8 protein-coding genes are annotated in these 17,033 nt (G+C 73.3%); 6 read left to right on the forward strand and 2 right to left on the reverse strand.

Annotated elements, in window-relative coordinates:
- The first annotated feature begins 142 nt into the window (after positions 1–142).
- A complete protein-coding gene (locus tag ACIP93_RS04750; protein WP_401755740.1) occupies positions 143–1,720 on the forward strand; it encodes a sensor histidine kinase in 1,578 nt (525 codons plus the stop codon).
- Here the strand turns inward: ACIP93_RS04750 and glgP are convergent.
- On the reverse strand, positions 1,717–4,356 hold the full coding sequence (gene glgP / locus ACIP93_RS04755; RefSeq protein ID WP_401755743.1) for an alpha-glucan family phosphorylase: 2,640 nt from the start codon (positions 4,354–4,356) through the stop codon (positions 1,717–1,719). The two genes, ACIP93_RS04750 and glgP, sit on opposite strands and share 4 nt — an antisense overlap.
- 337 nt (positions 4,357–4,693) lie before the next feature.
- Between glgP and ACIP93_RS04760 the strand changes: the two genes are divergently transcribed.
- The 5 genes from ACIP93_RS04760 to glgB all read left to right on the forward strand — a co-directional run bounded on the left by ACIP93_RS04760 (position 4,694) and on the right by glgB (position 14,653).
- On the forward strand, positions 4,694–5,965 hold the full coding sequence (locus tag ACIP93_RS04760) for a S8 family peptidase (protein ID WP_401755746.1): 1,272 nt from the start codon (positions 4,694–4,696) through the stop codon (positions 5,963–5,965).
- Positions 5,966–6,293: 328 nt separating this feature from the next.
- Complete coding sequence (locus ACIP93_RS04765) at positions 6,294–8,330, forward strand: alpha-1,4-glucan--maltose-1-phosphate maltosyltransferase (protein WP_401755749.1); 2,037 nt, start codon at positions 6,294–6,296, stop codon at positions 8,328–8,330.
- Entirely contained in the window at positions 8,327–10,075 is a 1,749-nt protein-coding gene (gene treS / locus ACIP93_RS04770) for a maltose alpha-D-glucosyltransferase (RefSeq protein WP_345228327.1), read from the forward strand. The genes ACIP93_RS04765 and treS overlap by 4 nt, the downstream gene beginning before the upstream one ends.
- Positions 10,076–10,315: 240 nt before the next feature.
- Positions 10,316–11,827 (forward strand): maltokinase, encoded by a 1,512-nt coding sequence (locus ACIP93_RS04775; RefSeq protein WP_401755753.1) that lies wholly within the window; start codon positions 10,316–10,318, stop codon positions 11,825–11,827.
- A 48-nt stretch (positions 11,828–11,875) separates the two neighbouring features.
- On the forward strand, positions 11,876–14,653 hold the full coding sequence (glgB, locus tag ACIP93_RS04780; protein ID WP_401755756.1) for a 1,4-alpha-glucan branching enzyme: 2,778 nt from the start codon (positions 11,876–11,878) through the stop codon (positions 14,651–14,653).
- On the opposite strand, the gene ACIP93_RS04785 is transcribed toward glgB, so the two are convergent.
- Positions 14,604–16,919, reverse strand: coding sequence for a HelD family protein (locus tag ACIP93_RS04785; protein ID WP_401756987.1), 2,316 nt, complete (start codon positions 16,917–16,919; stop codon positions 14,604–14,606). The genes glgB and ACIP93_RS04785 overlap by 50 nt on opposite strands.
- Positions 16,920–17,033: the final 114 nt, after the last annotated feature.

Raw genomic sequence — 17,033 nt, forward strand, 5'->3', positions numbered from 1 at the left:
TTGCAAACAAACCCTCCTCACCCCACTTTGTGGGTGTGTTGGGGGGGTTTGTCCGGTCCCGGGTGGGGGGGGGGGGGGGGGGGGGGGGGGCCCCCCCCCACCACTGGTGTCTTCCCCGGCGGCCCCGCATACGTTTTCCCCTATGCGTGTCACAGCCGCCCTGCGCCGGGCCACCCGCCGCGACCTGCTCCTCGACGTCGCCCTCTGGGTCTGCCTGGGCTTCTTCGTCACGATGCGGGAGGACCCGAACGACGGCGGGTCCTGGCCGCAGGTGGCCGTCGGCGTCGTCTCGCTCGGCGTCGGCGTGCTGCTGTGCCGCGCCGCGCCGCTGGTCTCGCTGACGGTCGCGGTGCTGTGCGCCGCCTTCGACGACCCGGAGCTGTTCACCCCGTCGTACGCCGTCGCGATGTGCGCCTTCGCCTTCCTCGCGGGCCGCCGCGACGCCCGGGTGCGGCCGGCGGTCCTGGTGTTCGCCTCGTACGCGGTCGCCGGGCTCGCGCTGAGCCTGACGTACGACGACAGGCTGTGGGTGTGGTTCGCCCAGCTGACCTCGCTGCTCGGCCAGGTGGTGGTGCCGTGGCTGGTCGGCCGGTACGTCCGCCACTACGCCCAACTGGTCGCCGACGGCTGGGAGCTGGCCGACCGCATGGAGCGCGAGCAGCGCGCCGTCGCCGACCGGGAGCGGCTGCGCGAGCGCTCGCGCATCGCGGGCGACATGCACGACTCGCTCGGCCACGACCTCTCCCTGATCGCCCTGCGGGCCGCCGCCCTGGAGGTCAACCGCAATCTGCCGCCCGCCGAGCAGCGGGCCGCGGGCGAGCTGCGGCTGGCCGCCGCCGACGCCACGGCCCGGCTGCGCGACCTCGTGGGCGTGCTGCGCGAGGACGGCGAGGGCGCGCCGACGGCCCCGGCCGACGAGACGGTCGCCGAGCTGGTGAAGCGCGCCCAGGACTCCGGGATACCGGTGGAACTCCAGCAGGAGGGGCCGGAGTCGCCCGTCCCCGGCATGGTCGGCCGGGCCGTCCACCGCGTCGCCCAGGAGGCCCTGACGAACGCGGCCAAGCACGCGCCGGGCGCTCCGGTACGGATCCGGATCGTACGCGACCCCCGGGCGCAGGCCCTGTCGGTGGCCGTCACCCACCCCGCCCCGCCCGGCGGCGCCCCCTCCCCCGGCCTCGCCTCCGGCGGCACCGGCCTGGTCGGCCTGGACGAACGCGTGCGCCTCGCGGGCGGCGCCCTCACCCACGGCCCGGCCCCCGACGGCGGCTTCGCGGTCCGCGCCCGCCTCCCGCTCGCCGGGGCCCCGGTGCCGCGCGCCCCGCAGGCGCCGGTCGCCGCGCGGGAGCTGAGCCGGGCCCGCCGGCAGGTCCGGCGGGGGCTGGTGCAGGCGGTCGTGGCCCCGGCGGCGGCAGTGGTCGTCCTCGGCGCACTGATCCTGGCGTACCAGGAGTACGGGGCGTCGCGGTCGGTCCTGACCCGGGACCAGTTCGACCGCGTCCGCCCGGGCGAGCAGCGGGCGACGCTCCTGGAGCGGCTGCCGGACCACCCGCTGGACGGCCCGCCCGCGGGCGTCGGCCCCGAACCCGCCGGGACCGACGCCTGCACCTACTTCCGTACGGACCGCTTCGAGCTGACGCCGGTGTACCGGCTGTGCTTCACGGACGATGTCCTCAGTTCGAAAGCCCTGGTCGACGACGTGCCGAACGAGGAGCTGCGCTAGCGCAGCAGCACCCCGGCCCCCTCCCCCGTGGCCTCCGTCGGCAGGGTCACCAGACCCAGGTCCGCCCCGCTCGCCAGCAGCGGGTGCGCGGGCAGCACCCGGACCGTGTAGCCGTACGGCCCGGTCCGGTCGAGGGCGAGCGGGCCCTCGTACGTCCAGCGCCCGTCCAGGTCGGGACCGGAGGCGGGCTTCAGCGGGAAGGTCTGAGCGCCGGTGATCCGGTCCTCGGAGTCGACGCGCCCGGCGACCGCCTGCACCTCGACGTCCTCGGGCCCGAGCTCGCCGAGCCCGGCCCGTACCCGCAGGGAGAGGGTGGACCCCAGCTCGGCGGTGCCGTTGACGGCGGTGGCGGCGACCGCCTCCACGTGGTCGACGGCGACACCGGACCAGGCCGCCCGCACCCGGGCCTTCCAGTCGGCCAGTTCCCGCGCGGAGGAGGGTCCGAGGGCCCGGTGGGCGAGCGCGGCCGGTGCGTACAGGCGCTCCACGTACTCGCGCACCATCCGCCCGGCGAGCACCTTCGGGCCGAGGACGGCCAGGGTCCGGCGGACCATCTCGATCCACCGGTCCGGGAGTTGGCCACGCCCCCGCTCGTAGAAGCGCGGGGCGACGCGCTGTTCGATCAGCTCGTAGAGGGCGTTCGCTTCGAGGTCGTCGCGGCGGTCCTCGTCGGCGGCCGCGCCGTCGGCGGTGGGGATCGCCCAGCCGAAGTCCGGCTCGAACCACTCGTCCCACCAGCCGTCCAGGACCGAGAGGTTGAGGCAGCCGTTGAGGGCGGCCTTCATGCCGCTGGTCCCACAGGCCTCCAGCGGGCGCAGCGGGTTGTTGAGCCACACGTCGCAGCCCGGGTAGAGCTTCTGCGCCATCCGCATGCCGTAGTCGGGGAGGAAGACGATGCGGTGCCTGACCCGGGGGTCGTCGGCGAACCGCACCAGCTCCTGGACGAGCCGTTTGCCGCCGTCGTCGGCGGGGTGCGCCTTGCCCGCGACGACGATCTGGATCGGCCGTTCGGGGTGCAGGAGGAGTTCCGTCAGCCGGTCGCGGTCGCGCAGCATGAGGGTGAGGCGTTTGTACGAGGGGACGCGACGGGCGAAGCCGATGGTGAGGACGTCGGGGTCCAGCACGCCCTCGATCCAGCCGAGTTCGGCGTCGACGGCGCCCCGCTGGCGCCAGGACGCGCGCAGCCGGTCGCGGACCTCGTGCACCAGGTTCTCGCGCAGGGTGCGGCGCAGGTCCCAGATCTCGTCGTCCGCGATGTCGGCGACGGCGTCCCAGCGCGCGGACCCGCCGACGGACAGGGCGTCCTCGGTGCGGCCCGCGCCGATCTGCCGCGCGCCCAGGCGGACGACCTCGGGATCGACCCAGGTGGGGGCGTGCACCCCGTTGGTGACGGAGGTGATCGGCACCTCCTCGGGGTCGAAGCCCGGCCACAGTCCGGCGAACATGTCCCGGCTGACCTGGCCGTGCAGGGTGGAGACGCCGTTGGCGCGCTGGGCCAGGCGCAGGCCCATCACGGCCATGTTGAAGAGGTTGGGCTCGCCGCCGGGGTAGGTCTCCATGCCGAGGGCCAGGACGCGTTCGACGTCGACGCCGGGGAGTTCGCCGTCGTGGCCGAAGTGGCGGGCGACGAGTTCGCGGTCGAAGCGGTCGATGCCGGCGGGGACGGGGGTGTGGGTGGTGAAGAGGGTGCCGGCCCGGACGGATTCCAGGGCGGCGTCGAAGCCGAGTCCCTGGGTGCCGAGTTCGCGGATGCGTTCCAGGCCGAGGAAGCCGGCGTGGCCCTCGTTGGTGTGGAAGACCTCGGGTTCGGGGTGACCGGTGAGGCGGCAGTACGCCCGGACCGCGCGGACGCCGCCGATGCCGAGCAGCATCTCCTGGAGGAGGCGGTGCTCGCTGCCGCCGCCGTAGAGGCGGTCGGTGACGTCGCGTTCGCCCGGGCCGTTCTCCTCGACGTCGGAGTCGAGCATCAGCAGCGGGACGCGGCCCACGTGGGCCTGCCAGACGGTGGCGTGCAGGGAGCGGCCGCCGGGCAGGGCGAGGGAGATCCGGCAGGGGCTGCCGTCGGCCTCGCGCAGCAGGGCCACGGGGAGCTCGTCGGGGTCGAGCACCGGGTAGTGCTCCTGCTGCCACCCGTCGCGGGACAGGGACTGGCGGAAGTAGCCGTGCCGGTAGAGGAGCCCGACACCGATGAGGGGCACGCCCAGGTCGCTGGCGGCCTTGAGGTGGTCGCCGGCGAGGATGCCCAGCCCGCCGGAGTACTGCGGGAGGGCGGCGGTGACGCCGAACTCGGGCGAGAAGTAGCCGATGGCGGCGGGGAGTTCGGTCCCCTCCGGCCTTTCCTGGTTCTGGTACCAGCGGCGTCCGCCCAGGTAGTCGGCGAGGTCGTCGGCGGCGGCCTGGAGCCGGCGCAGGAAGCGGCGGTCCCGGGCGAGTGCGGCCAGGCGTTCGGCGGAGACGGTGCCCAGCAGCCGTACCGGGTCCTCGCCGCAGGCCTGCCAGCCTTCCGGGTCGATGGACTGGAACAGCTCCCGGGTCTCGGTATGCCAGGACCAGCGGAGATTGCGGGCGAGGTCGGAGAGCGGTCGGAGGGGATCGGGGAGGACGGGACGTACGGTGAACCGACGGATTGCCTTCACGTGACCACCTTCGCAGGGGGTGTGGCTCGGGGGCGGGCGCGCCGCGTTGCGCGTCCGCGCTTGTCCTCGACGGTAGAGCAGCCGGGGGTGCGGGCTCCACGGCGCGCGGTGGGGGCGCGGGGGCGTCGGCGCGGGTGGGCGGGCGGCGGGCCGCGCCCACGCGGCGGAGCCCGCACCTCGTGCCGGTCCCGGACCCCGAGGGGGCGCGCGAGTGATATGGCCGGTTCCGCCCCCGCCAGCGGCCTTGTCCCGGTTCACACCGCGGGAGAGGCTGACAAGTGCGTTCGGGCCGGGTGCCGGGTCCGGAGCGTCCGGTCGTGGAGGGGGAACCTCGCTCATGACACGTACACGTCAGTACCGCAGGCGGCTGGCCGGGGCCTGCGCCGCCGTCGCCCTGACGGCGGGACTCCCGGCCGTCACCCCGCCCGCGCGGGCCGACGCGCCCCCGGCGGAGGGCCGCGTTCTCGGAGCCGGGGCCCCCGGTTCCGTGGCGGACAGCTACCTCGTCACGCTCAGGTCGGGACCGGACGGCGTCCGTGCGTCGTCCGGGGCCGGGAAGGGGATCGCCCAGAAGTACGGAGCGAGAATCAGCCATACGTACCACCGGGTGCTCAACGGCTACGCGGTGCGGGCGGATCCGGCGCAGGCGCGCAGGCTCGCGGCGGACCCGCGGGTGGCCTCGGTCGCGCAGGACACCGCCGTCTCGCTCCGGCGCACCCAGCCGGATCCGCCGCCCTGGGGGCTCGACCGGATCGACCAGCGCGACCTTCCGCCGGACGGGTCCTACACCTGGCCCGAGAGCGCCGGCGCCGGGGTCCACGTGTACGTCATCGACTCCGGTCTGCGCACCACCCACCGGGACTTCGGCGGCCGCGCCTCCAGCGGCTGGGACTTCGTGGAGAACGACCCCGTCGCCCAGGACACCAACGGCCACGGCACGCACGTCGCCGCGACCGCCGTGGGCGAGAGGTACGGGGTGGCCAAGAAGGCCGAGGTCGTCGGGGTGCGGGTGCTCGACGGCGAGGGCGGCGGGACCACCGGGTCGGTGATCGCCGGAATCGACTGGGTGGCCCGGAACGCCAGGAGGCCCGCCGTCGCGAACATGAGTCTGGGCGGCGTGGCCAATGGCCGACTCGACGCCGCCGTGCGCAACGCGATCGGGTCCGGGGTGACCTTCGTGCTCGCCGCGGGCAACGACACGCTGCCCGCGAGCCTGTTCTCCCCCGGCCGGGTCGCGGAGGGCATCACGGTCGGCGCCACCGACATCAGGGACCGCAGGGCGGACTTCTCCAACTGGGGCGCCCGCCTCGACCTCTTCGCCCCCGGCGTCGACATCGTCTCCGCCCTGAGCTCGGACGACACCGCCTCGGGCGTGTCCTCCGGCACGTCGATGGCCGCCCCGCACGCCACCGGCGCGGCCGCGCTGCACCTCGCCGACCATCCGGGGGCCTCGCCCGCCGAGGTGGGCGAGGCACTCACGGACCAGGCCGTGCGGGGAAGGGTGCGGGGCCCGGGGCCCGGCTCCCCGAACCGGCTCCTGCAGGTGGGCGGCCAGGCGGCCGGTCCCCGGCCGTACGTCAACAACTGGCCATATCCCGCTGACGGTTGAGCAAACGGGCCCTGTCGGGAACGACCGGACCCCTCGGCCTTTCCCCTGGTCGGAGCCGTCGTGCGCCGTTACGCGTCGGTAGTCGACAAACGGCCGGATTGACGCCCACCCGTGTAAGGGAAGCATCCCCCGGTACCCGATGAAGAGAACACCAGAACGCCTCGCTCCGAACCCCCCGGATCGCCTCGCACCCCCGCCGCCCGAGTGAACGCTGACAGGAGCGGTCATGCCCGCAGCCCGCAAGACGAGCACCCCGAGCAAGGAAGGGTTACAAAGAGCGCATCCCCATCGGCATCCAGGTCCGTCCGCCCCAGCCCCAGGTGAGCCCATGATCGGTCGTATCCCCGTCCTCGACGTCTCCCCCGCGGTCGACCGCGGCCGCAGGCCCGCGAAGGCGGTGTCCGGCGAGACGTTCCAGGTGTCCGCCACCGTGTTCCGCGAAGGCCACGAGGCCGTGGCGGCCAATGTGGTCCTGCTCGATCCGAGCGGCCGCCCCGGCCCCTGGACGCCGATGCGCGAACTCGCCCCCGGCACGGACCGGTGGGGCGCGGACGTCACCCCGGACGCCGAGGGCCTGTGGTCGTACGTCGTCGAGGCGTGGGGCGACCCGGTCTCGACCTGGCGGCATCACGCCGGGATCAAGATCCCGGCCGGCCAGGACACCGAACTGGTCCTGGCCGAGGGCGCCGGGCTGTACGAGCGCGCCGCCGAGGGCGTGCCCAAGCAGGACGGGCGCGAGGCCGTCCTGGCCGCCGTGGACGCGCTGCGCGACACCCGGCGGCCCGCCGCCGCCCGGCTCGCCGCGGCCCTCACCCCGGAGGTCGACGCCGCCCTCTCCCGTTTCCCGCTGCGCGAGCCCCTGTCGGCTTCGGAGCCGCTGCCGTTGCTGGTCGAACGCCCGCGGGCGCTCTTCGGTTCCTGGTACGAGCTGTTTCCGCGCTCCGAGGGCGCACGCGCGGCCGAAGGCGGTGCTCCGGCGGTCAGCGGCACCTTCCGCACCGCCGCCGAGCGCCTTCCCGCCGTGGCCGCCATGGGCTTCGACGTGGTCTACCTGCCGCCGGTCCACCCCATCGGCAGCACCTTCCGCAAGGGCCCCAACAACACCCTCTCCGCCACCGAGCAGGACGTCGGCGTCCCCTGGGCGATCGGCTCGCCCGACGGCGGCCACGACGCCGTCCACCCGGACCTCGGCACCTTCGAGGACTTCGACCACTTCGTCGCCACCGCCCGCGACCTGCGCATGGAGGTCGCCCTGGACTTCGCCCTCCAGTGCTCGCCGGACCACCCCTGGGTCACCGAGCACCCGGAGTGGTTCCACCACCGCTCCGACGGCACGATCGCGTACGCGGAGAACCCGCCGAAGAAGTACCAGGACATCTATCCGATCGCCTTCGACGCGGACATGGACGGACTGGTCGCGGAGACCGTGCGCGTCCTGCGCCTGTGGATGGCGCACGGCGTGCGGATCTTCCGCGTCGACAACCCGCACACCAAGCCGGTCGTCTTCTGGGAACGGGTCCTGGGCGAGATCAACGGGAGCGACCCCGACGTGATCTTCCTGGCCGAGGCGTTCACCCGGCCCGCGATGATGCGCACGCTGGGCGCGGTCGGCTTCCAGCAGTCGTACACGTACTTCACCTGGCGCAACACCAAGCAGGAACTCACCGAGTACGCGCTGGAGCTGGCGCACGAGACGGCCGCGTACATGCGTCCGAACTTCTTCGTGAACACCCCGGACATCCTGCACGCCTACCTCCAGCACGGCGGGCGGCCCGCCTTCGAGGTCCGGGCGGTGCTGGCGGCGACCCTGTCCCCGTCCTGGGGTGTCTACGCGGGCTACGAGCTGTGCGAGAACACCCCGGTGCGGGACGGCAGCGAGGAGTACCTGGACTCCGAGAAGTACCAGCTGCGCCCGCGCGACTGGGAGGCCGCCGAGCGCGAAGGGCGCACGATCGCCCCCCTGATCACCACCCTGAACCGGCTGCGGCGCCGCCACCGGGCGCTCCAGCAGCTTCGGGACATCACCTTCCACCCCACGAACAACGACGCGGTGATCGCGTACTCGAAGCGCGCCCGCACCCCGGAAACCAGCAGCACCCGGCAGAGCCAGGAGGGTGAAGGCGGCTCGAACACCGTTCTGGTGGTCGTGAACCTCGACCCTCACCACACCCAGGAGGCCACGGTCTCGTTGGACATGCCGGCACTCGGCCTCGACTGGCACAGTGTCGTCCCGGTGCGCGACGAGCTCACCGGCGAGACCTACCACTGGGGCAGGGACGCTTACGTGCGCCTGGAGCCGGGAGTCCTGCCCGCGCACATCGTGACCCTGCGACCGTCCCCGCTGACCGGAGGGTCACCCACATGATCTTCAATGAGCCCGTCCACGACACCTTCGAGGACACCCCCGCCAAGGACCGCGACCCCGAGTGGTTCAAGCGGGCCGTCTTCTACGAAGTCCTCGTCCGCTCCTTCCAGGACAGCAACGGCGACGGCGTCGGCGACCTCAAGGGCATCACCGCCAAACTGGACTACCTCCAGTGGCTGGGCGTCGACTGCCTCTGGCTGCCGCCGTTCTTCATGTCGCCGCTGCGCGACGGCGGCTACGACGTCTCCAACTACACCGCGGTGCTCCCCGAGTTCGGCGACCTCGCCGACTTCGTGGAGTTCGTCGACGCCACGCACCAGCGCGGCATGCGTGTGATCATCGACTTCGTCATGAACCACACGAGCGACCAGCACGAGTGGTTCCAGCAGTCCAGGAGCGATCCGACGGGGCCCTACGGCGACTACTACGTCTGGGCCGACGACGACAAGCAGTACCAGGACGCGCGGATCATCTTCGTGGACACGGAGACCTCCAACTGGACCTTCGACCCGGTGCGCAAGCAGTACTACTGGCACCGCTTCTTCTCCCACCAGCCGGACCTCAACTACGAGAACCCGGCCGTGCAGGAGGAGATCATCTCCGCGCTGCGGTTCTGGCTGGACCTGGGCATCGACGGCTTCCGCCTCGACGCGGTCCCGTACCTCTACCAGGAGGAGGGGACCAACTGCGAGAACCTCCCGCGCACCCACGAGTTCCTGAAGCGGGTACGGGCGGAGATCGACGCCTCGTACCCGGACACGGTGCTCCTGGCGGAGGCCAACCAGTGGCCGGAGGACGTCGTCGACTACTTCGGCGACTTCGAGAAGGGCGGGGACGAGTGCCACATGGCGTTCCACTTCCCCGTCATGCCGCGCATCTTCATGGCCGTGCGACGCGAGTCCCGCTACCCCGTGTCGGAGATCCTCGCCAAGACCCCGGCGATCCCCTCCAGCGCCCAGTGGGGCATCTTCCTGCGCAACCACGACGAGCTGACCCTCGAAATGGTCACGGACGAAGAACGCGACTACATGTACGCGGAGTACGCCAAGGACCCCCGGATGCGCGCCAACATCGGCATCCGCCGCCGGCTGGCCCCCCTGCTGGACAACGACCGCAACCAGATCGAGCTGTTCACCGCGCTGCTGCTGTCCCTGCCCGGCTCGCCGATCCTCTACTACGGCGACGAGATCGGCATGGGCGACAACATCTGGCTCGGCGACCGCGACGCGGTCCGCACCCCGATGCAGTGGACGCCCGACCGGAACGCGGGATTCTCCTCCTGCGACCCGGGACGGCTCTCCCTCCCGACCATCATGGACCCGGTCTACGGCTACCAGGTGACCAACGTCGAGGCCTCCATGACCTCGCCGTCCTCTCTGCTGCACTGGACCCGGCGCATGATCGAGATCCGCAAGCAGAACCCCGCCTTCGGGCTGGGGTCCTACACGGAGCTGCCCTCCTCCAATCCGGCAGTGCTGGCGTTCCTGCGCGAGGCCCCCTCGTCCCGGGACGGGGAGGACGACCTGGTGCTGTGCGTGCACAACTTCTCGCGGTTCGCGCAGCCCACCGAGCTGGACCTGCAGATGTTCAACGGCCGCCACCCGGTCGAGCTGATCGGCGGAGTGCGCTTCCCGGCGATCGGTGAGCTGCCGTACCTGCTGACCCTGGCGGGACACGGCTTCTACTGGTTCCGGCTGCGGAAGGACACCCCCTCGCTGGTCCGTCCGCCGAAGCCGCCGCGCTGACGCCCGCGGGCCGGGGCGGGGAGCCGTACGACGGTTTTCCCCGCCCCGCCCGGGGCACTCTCCCTTTCATACGCGTATGCGATTCACGGATCATCGACAGCTCCCTGCGGCCAATCGACCGGCCGCGGTTCGCCCAATGGATCTCCCTCTCCCGACACGTCCCGTACAGCCGGACAGCTTTGCCGCAATCCGGGACACTCTGCGCATTCGGAGGTGTGCCCGGGGAAAGGACGCGATGCCATGTCGGAGGCTGCTCCCGCCTCATCAGCAACACCCGGTGCGCCCAGCCCTGCCGGTACTTCCGGTCCGCTCGGCAGCACTTCTGATCTGCACGGCCCCACCGCACCGCTCGCCGCACCACCCGCACCACCCGTTCCGCACGCGTCGGCCGCGCTGCTCGCCTCGCTGAGCCCGCTGCTGCACGACTGGCTGCCCCGCCAGCGCTGGTTCGCCGGCAAGGGCCGTCCCGTCGTGGGCTTCACCCTGGTCTCGGCGACCGAACTGCTGCCGCTGAGCGACTCCCCCGGGCTGCTCCATCTGCTCGTACGGGCCCAGCAGCCGGCCGTCCCCGCGCGCGGGACCCCGTCGCCGCCCACCGCCGACTGCTACCAACTGCTCCTCGGCGTGCGCAGGTCGCTGCCGCCCGCGCTGGCGCCCGCCCTGATCGGGTACGTCGCGCAGGGGCCGCTCGCCGGTCACACCGTGTACGAGGGCCTGCAGGACCCGAAGCTGGCCGGGCTGCTCCTGGAGCGCCTGCGGCTGCCCGGGACGATCGGCTCCCTGCGCTTCGACAAGGAGCCGAAGGCCGTGGTGGGGTCCGGGCTCACCCCCCGCACGCTCGGCGTGGAACAGTCCAACACCTCGATCGTGTACGGCGATTCCGCCATCCTGAAGGTCTTCCGCCGGGTGCACGCCGGGGCCAATCCGGACCTGGAGCTCCCGCTCGCGCTCGCCGCGGAGGGCAGCACCCGGGTGCCCGCGCCGATCGCCTGGTTCGAGGGGGCCAACCCGGAGGACCCCTTCGAGCCGTTCACGCTCGGTCTGCTCCAGCCCTTCCTGCGCGAGGCCCAGGACGGCTGGCAGCTCGCCCTCGCGTCGCTCGCCGTCGGGCAGGACTTCACCCGGGAGGCGCACGCGCTGGGCCGGGCCACCGCCGAGGTGCACCTCGCGCTGGCCGCCTCGCTGCCCACGCTCACCCTCGGCCGCCCGCAGGCGGAACTGCTCGGCGCGCAGATGTCGGAACGGCTGGCGGCCACGGTGCAGGCCGTCCCCGCGCTGCTGCCGTATGCCGACGGCCTGCGCCGGGCCTTCGACGCCGTGCGGGAGCTGGGCGCGGCCGGGCCGGTCGTCACCGCCCAGCGCGTCCACGGCGACCTGCACCTCGGCCAGGTGCTGCACACCCGGGACGGCGCGTGGACGGTGATCGACTTCGAGGGCGAGCCCGCGAAGCCCCTCACCGAGCGCCGCCGCCCGCAGCCGGTCGTCCGCGACATCGCCGGAATGCTCCGTTCCTTCGACTACGCGGCCCGCTCCCACCAACCGTGGAGCCCGGACTGGGCGGCCCGCTGCCGCACCGCCTACCTGGACGGCTACACCGCGGCCTCCGGCCTCGATCCGCGCCGGCAGGCCGTCCTGCTGCGGGCGTACGAGACGGACAAGGCCGTGTACGAGGTCCTGTACGAGGCCCGGCACCGGCCGGACTGGCTCCCGGTGCCGATGGCGGCGGTGCGCCGGCTCGCCCACGCTTCCTGAACCCCCGCTCCCCCTTCCTGACGACCCCCCTTCGAGGAGGACCCTCCCGTGACCCCCCGTCCCACCCCCGCTTCCGGCGGGGATGCCCCCCGGCCGACGCGCCGCACCTCGTCACCGACCGAGGCCCCGGCCCCGCCCGCGCGTCTGCCCGTGCCCGGGTCGGAACCCGTGCCGGACCCGGTGACGGAAACCGTCGCGGAGACCGCCGTACCGCCGGGCCCGCGCAAACGGCCGAAGGCCGCCGGCACCACGGCCGGGAAGCCGAAGGCGGCCACGGCCGACAGTCCGCGGCCCGCCACGGTCCCGGCCGCCGGGCCGAAGACCACCACCGGCGCGGCCGCCGGGTCGAAGACCTCCACCGCCAAGGCCGCCAGGGCGAAGACCGCCGGCGCCAAGGCCGCGCCGGCCGCGCCCGCCGGCGCCCAGGCCGCCCCGCCGAAGGCCGAGCGGCCCAAGGCCGTGAAGAAGGCCGCGAAGGAGACTGTGAAGGAAACCGTCCGGAAGACCGCGAAGAAGAGCGCGGCCAAGGCCCCCACCAAGGCCAAGCCGGTGAAGCCGCGGGCCGTGAAGTCCAAGGACGACCAGGTCTCCCCCGCCGGACCCGTCGCACCGGCCCCCGCCGGTGACCTCGCCGTCCTGCCCGCCGCCCCCCTCTCCCCGGACGACCGGGGCCGCCTGCTGCACGGCGCGCACCACGCCCCGCACGACCTGCTCGGCGCGCACCCGGTGCCCGGCGGCGTCTCCTTCCGGGTGCTGCGCCCGCACGCCAGGGCGGTCGCCGTCCTCGCGCCCGGGCTGCGCGTGCCGCTGCTGGACGAGGGCGACGGCCTGTTCTCCGGGGTGCTGCCGCTCCCCGACGTTCCGGCGTACCGGCTCCGGGTGACGTACGACGACAACGAGATCGACGTCGACGACCCGTACCGGTTCCTGCCCTCGCTCGGCGACCTCGACCTGCATCTGATCGGCGAGGGCCGGCACGAGGAGCTGTGGAAGGTGCTCGGCGCGCAGCCGATGACCCTCCAGGACGTGGCCGGCACCCGCTTCAGCGTCTGGGCGCCCAACGCGCGCGGCGTGCGCGTCGTCGGCGACTTCAACTACTGGGACGGCGCCGGCTGTCCGATGCGCTCGCTCGGCGGGACGGGCGTGTGGGAGCTGTTCCTGCCCGGCGTCCGCGAGGGGGCCCTCTACAAGTTCCAGATCACCCGCCCCGACGGCTCGCACACGATGCGCGCCGACCCGATGGCCCGGCAGGCGGAGGTGCCCCCGGCCAACGCCTCGGTCGTCACCTCCTCGCGGCACGTGTGGCAGGACGCCGCCTGGATGGCCTCGCGCGCCGCCCGGCCGGTGCACGAGGCCCCGCTGTCGGTGTACGAGGTGCACCTGCCGTCCTGGCGGCCCGGACTGACGTACCGCCAACTGGCCGAGCAGCTCCCGACGTACGTCGCCGACCTGGGCTTCACCCATGTGGAGCTGATGCCGGTCGCCGAGCACCCCTTCGGCGGGTCCTGGGGCTACCAGGTCACCGGGTTCTACGCGCCGACCTCCCGGATGGGCACGCCCGACGACTTCCGCTTCCTCGTCGACTCCCTGCACCGGGCCGGCATCGGCGTGATCATGGACTGGGTGCCCGCGCACTTCCCGCGCGACGACTGGGCGCTCGCGGAGTTCGACGGCCGTCCGCTGTACGAGCACGAGGACCCGCTGAAGTCGGCGCACCCCGACTGGGGGACGCTCGAGTTCGACTACGGGCGCACCGAGGTCCGCAACTTCCTCGTCGCCAACGCCACGTACTGGTGCGAGGAGTTCCACATCGACGGCCTGCGCGTGGACGCGGTGGCCTCGATGCTCTACCTCGACTACTCGCGCGAGGAGGGCCAGTGGGTGCCCAACGCGCACGGCGGCCGGGAGAACCTCGACGCGGTCGCCTTCCTCCAGGAGATGAACGCCACCGTCTACCGCCGCAACCCGGGCGTCGTCACCATCGCCGAGGAGTCCACCGCCTGGGACGGCGTCACCCGCGCCACCCACCACATGGGCCCCGGCGGCTTCGGGGGCCTGGGCTTCGGGCTGAAGTGGAACATGGGGTGGATGCACGACTCGCTGGACTACGTGTCCAAGGAGCCGGTGCACCGCAAGTACCACCACCACGAGATGACCTTCTCGATGGTCTACGCGTACAGCGAGAACTACGTCCTGCCGATCTCGCACGACGAGGTCGTGCACGGCAAGCGCTCGCTGGTGAGCAAGATGCCCGGCGACTGGTGGCAGCAGCGCGCCACCCACCGCGCCTACCTGGGCTTCATGTGGGCCCACCCCGGCAAGCAGCTCCTGTTCATGGGGCAGGAGTTCGCGCAGGGCGCGGAGTGGTCGGAGGCGCACGGGCCCGACTGGTGGCTGCTCGACCCGTCGTACGGCGCGGAGGCCGACCACCGGGGCGTGCGCGACCTGGTCCGCGACCTGAACACCGTCTACGGCGCCACCCCCGCCCTGTGGGAGCGGGACACCGTCCCCGAGGGCTTCGCCTGGGTGGCGGGGGACGCCGCCGAGGACAACGTGTTCGCGTTCCTGCGCCACGACGCCGCCGGGAACCCGCTCCTCGCGGTGTCCCACTTCTCGCCCGTCGTGCGGCCCGCGTACACCCTCGGGGTCCCGGACGACGTACCGGCGTGGGTGGAGGTCCTGAACACCGACGCGGCCGGTTACGGCGGCGGCGGCGTCCACAACCCGGAGCCCCTGAAGCCGGAGTCGCACCCGTCGCACGGCCGCCCGGCGAGCATCAGTCTGACGCTGCCGCCGCTGGCGACGGTGTGGCTGCGGCCGGCGTGACGTGCCAGCCCCCGGTGTGGACGAGGCCCAGTGACTGAGTGGCCCGGGTCAGGGCCACGTACAGGTCGTTGAGTCCGCGTGGCGAGCCGGACCGGATGCGGTCCGGCTCCGCCACGACCACCGTGTCGAACTCCAGGCCCTTCGCCTGCCGCGGGGCGAGCAGCACGACCGGCGCGGTGAGGTCGGGGTGCGCCCCGCAGGACGCGCCGGGCAGCTCCCGCGCGAGCGCCGGGAGCAGGTCGGCGGGGGCGACGACGGCGGTCCGCCCCGCCCCTCCGGCCGCCGCCACGGCTTCCGCGACCGTACGGGGCAGCTCGTCCGGCGTGCTGCGGCGCACCCACGGCTCCACTCCCGTGGAGCGTACGGAGCTCGGCGGCTCGAAGGCCGGGTCGGCCTCCCGCACCACCCGTGCCGCGAGGTCCATGATCTCGGCCGGGGTGCGGTAGTTGACGCCCAGGCGGGTGTGCTCGTAGCGGTCGCCGACGTACGGGTCGAGGATCTGCTTCCAGGAGTCGCAGCCCGCCGCGTCGCCGACCTGCGCCGGGTCGCCGACCAGGGTCATCGAGCGGGTGGGGCAGCGGCGCATCAGCAGCCGCCAGGTCATCGCGGACAGCTCCTGCGCCTCGTCCACGATGATGTGCCCGAATGCCCAGGTGCGGTCGGCGGCGGCGCGGGCGGCGGCGCTGCGGTGGTCGTCCTCCTCGTGGCGCTCGGCGAACCGCTCGGCGTCGATGAGGTCGTGGGCGCCGAGCACCTCGGAGTCCTCGTCGTCCAGGTCCTCGAACTCGTAGGTCCTGGAGCCGTACGACACGTCCAGGACGCCCTTGGCGTACGCGACGCGCTCCTCGTACTCCCGGGCGGCGGCGGCGCGGGCCGCGTGGTCGTCCTCGCCGAGGAGTTCGGCGGCCTCGTCGAGCAGGGGCACGTCGGCGGCGGTCCAGCCGGCCCCCGGTGCGCGGCGGATCGACGCGGCGTCGGCGTCCGGGAGGTGGACGGGCTCCTGGAGGAAGTCGGTGAGCAGCCGCTGCGGGGTGAGTTCCGGCCACAGGGCGTCGATCGCGGCGACGACGTCCGGGTTGCCCGCGATCTCCCTGCCGAGCTGTTCGATGTCGGCGGGGGTGAGGACGTTGCCCTCGGGGATCTCCTCGCCGAGCTCCTCCGCGATGGCCTCGTACGGTTCGCGGCCGACGCGGTCGGCGAGCTGTCCGGTCAGGGCGTCCAGGACGTGGCGGCCGAAGTGGGCGCGGGCGAGGTTGTGCGGGAGCCCGGTGGCGCGGGCGTGGTGCCGGGCGTCCTCGGCGACGGCGCGCTCCAGGGAGAGCGTCCACTGCTCGTGGTCGATCTCGGTCACGGTGTCGGGCACGGTCTGCCGGTCCCGCACGGCCGCGGCGAGGGCGTCCGCCATCGCGGCGCTGCCCTTCACGGCGGCCGCACCGGGGGTGTCGGCGGCGGTGGCGGTGACGCCGGGGAAGAGTTCGGCGGGGGTGGCGAGCAGGACGCCGGTCTCGCCGAGGGAGGGCAGGACGTCGCCGATGTAGGAGAGGAAGGCGGGGTTGGGCCCGACGATGAGCACGGCGCGGCGGGCGAGCTGCTCGCGGTGGGCGTAGAGGAGGTAGGCGGCGCGGTGCAGGGCGACGGCGGTCTTGCCGGTGCCGGGGCCGCCCTCGACGACGAGGACGCCGCGGTGCGGGGCGCGGATGACGCGGTCCTGCTCGGCCTGGATGGTCTGCACGATGTCGGACATGCGGCCGGTGCGGGCGCCGTTGAGCGCGGCGAGGAGGACGGCGTCGCCGGTGGGGTCCTCGTGTCCGGTGCGCGTGGGGTCGCCGAGGTCGAGGATCTCGTCGTGCAGGGCGGTGACGGTACGGCCCTTCGTGGTCAGGTGGCGGCGTCGGCGCAGGCCCATGGGGGTGTGGCCGGTCGCGAGGTAGAAGGGGCGGGCGACGGCGGCGCGCCAGTCGACGAGCAGGGGGCTGCGCTCGGCGTCGTCGCGGCGGATGCCCATGCGGCCGATGTGGTGGGTGGCGCCCGGCTCGCCCTCGGACTCGGGGGCGAAGTCGAGGCGGCCGAAGCAGAGGCCGGAGTCCGCCGCGTTGAGGGCGGTGAGGGTGGCGGAGCGCTCGATCACGGCGACGTCGCGCTCCACCCGGGCCTGGCGTCCGTTCCCGGCCGGGGCGAGGGAACCGCGCACGGCGGTCTCGGCCTCGGCGCGGAGTTCGTCGAGGCGTGCGTAGAGCCCCGCCACGAACTGCCGCTCCTCCCGCAGTTCACGGGTTGACAATTCCTCGGTTGACAAGTCTTCCCCCACTGGGTTATGGTGTCCATATGGCGCTTCTCTCTGCCCGCTTGTAATTTGGGCAGGGAATCGCCCAATATACGC

Source organism: Streptomyces sp. NPDC088745, assembly GCF_044751045.1.
GTDB classification, from domain to species: domain Bacteria; phylum Actinomycetota; class Actinomycetes; order Streptomycetales; family Streptomycetaceae; genus Streptomyces; species Streptomyces cremeus.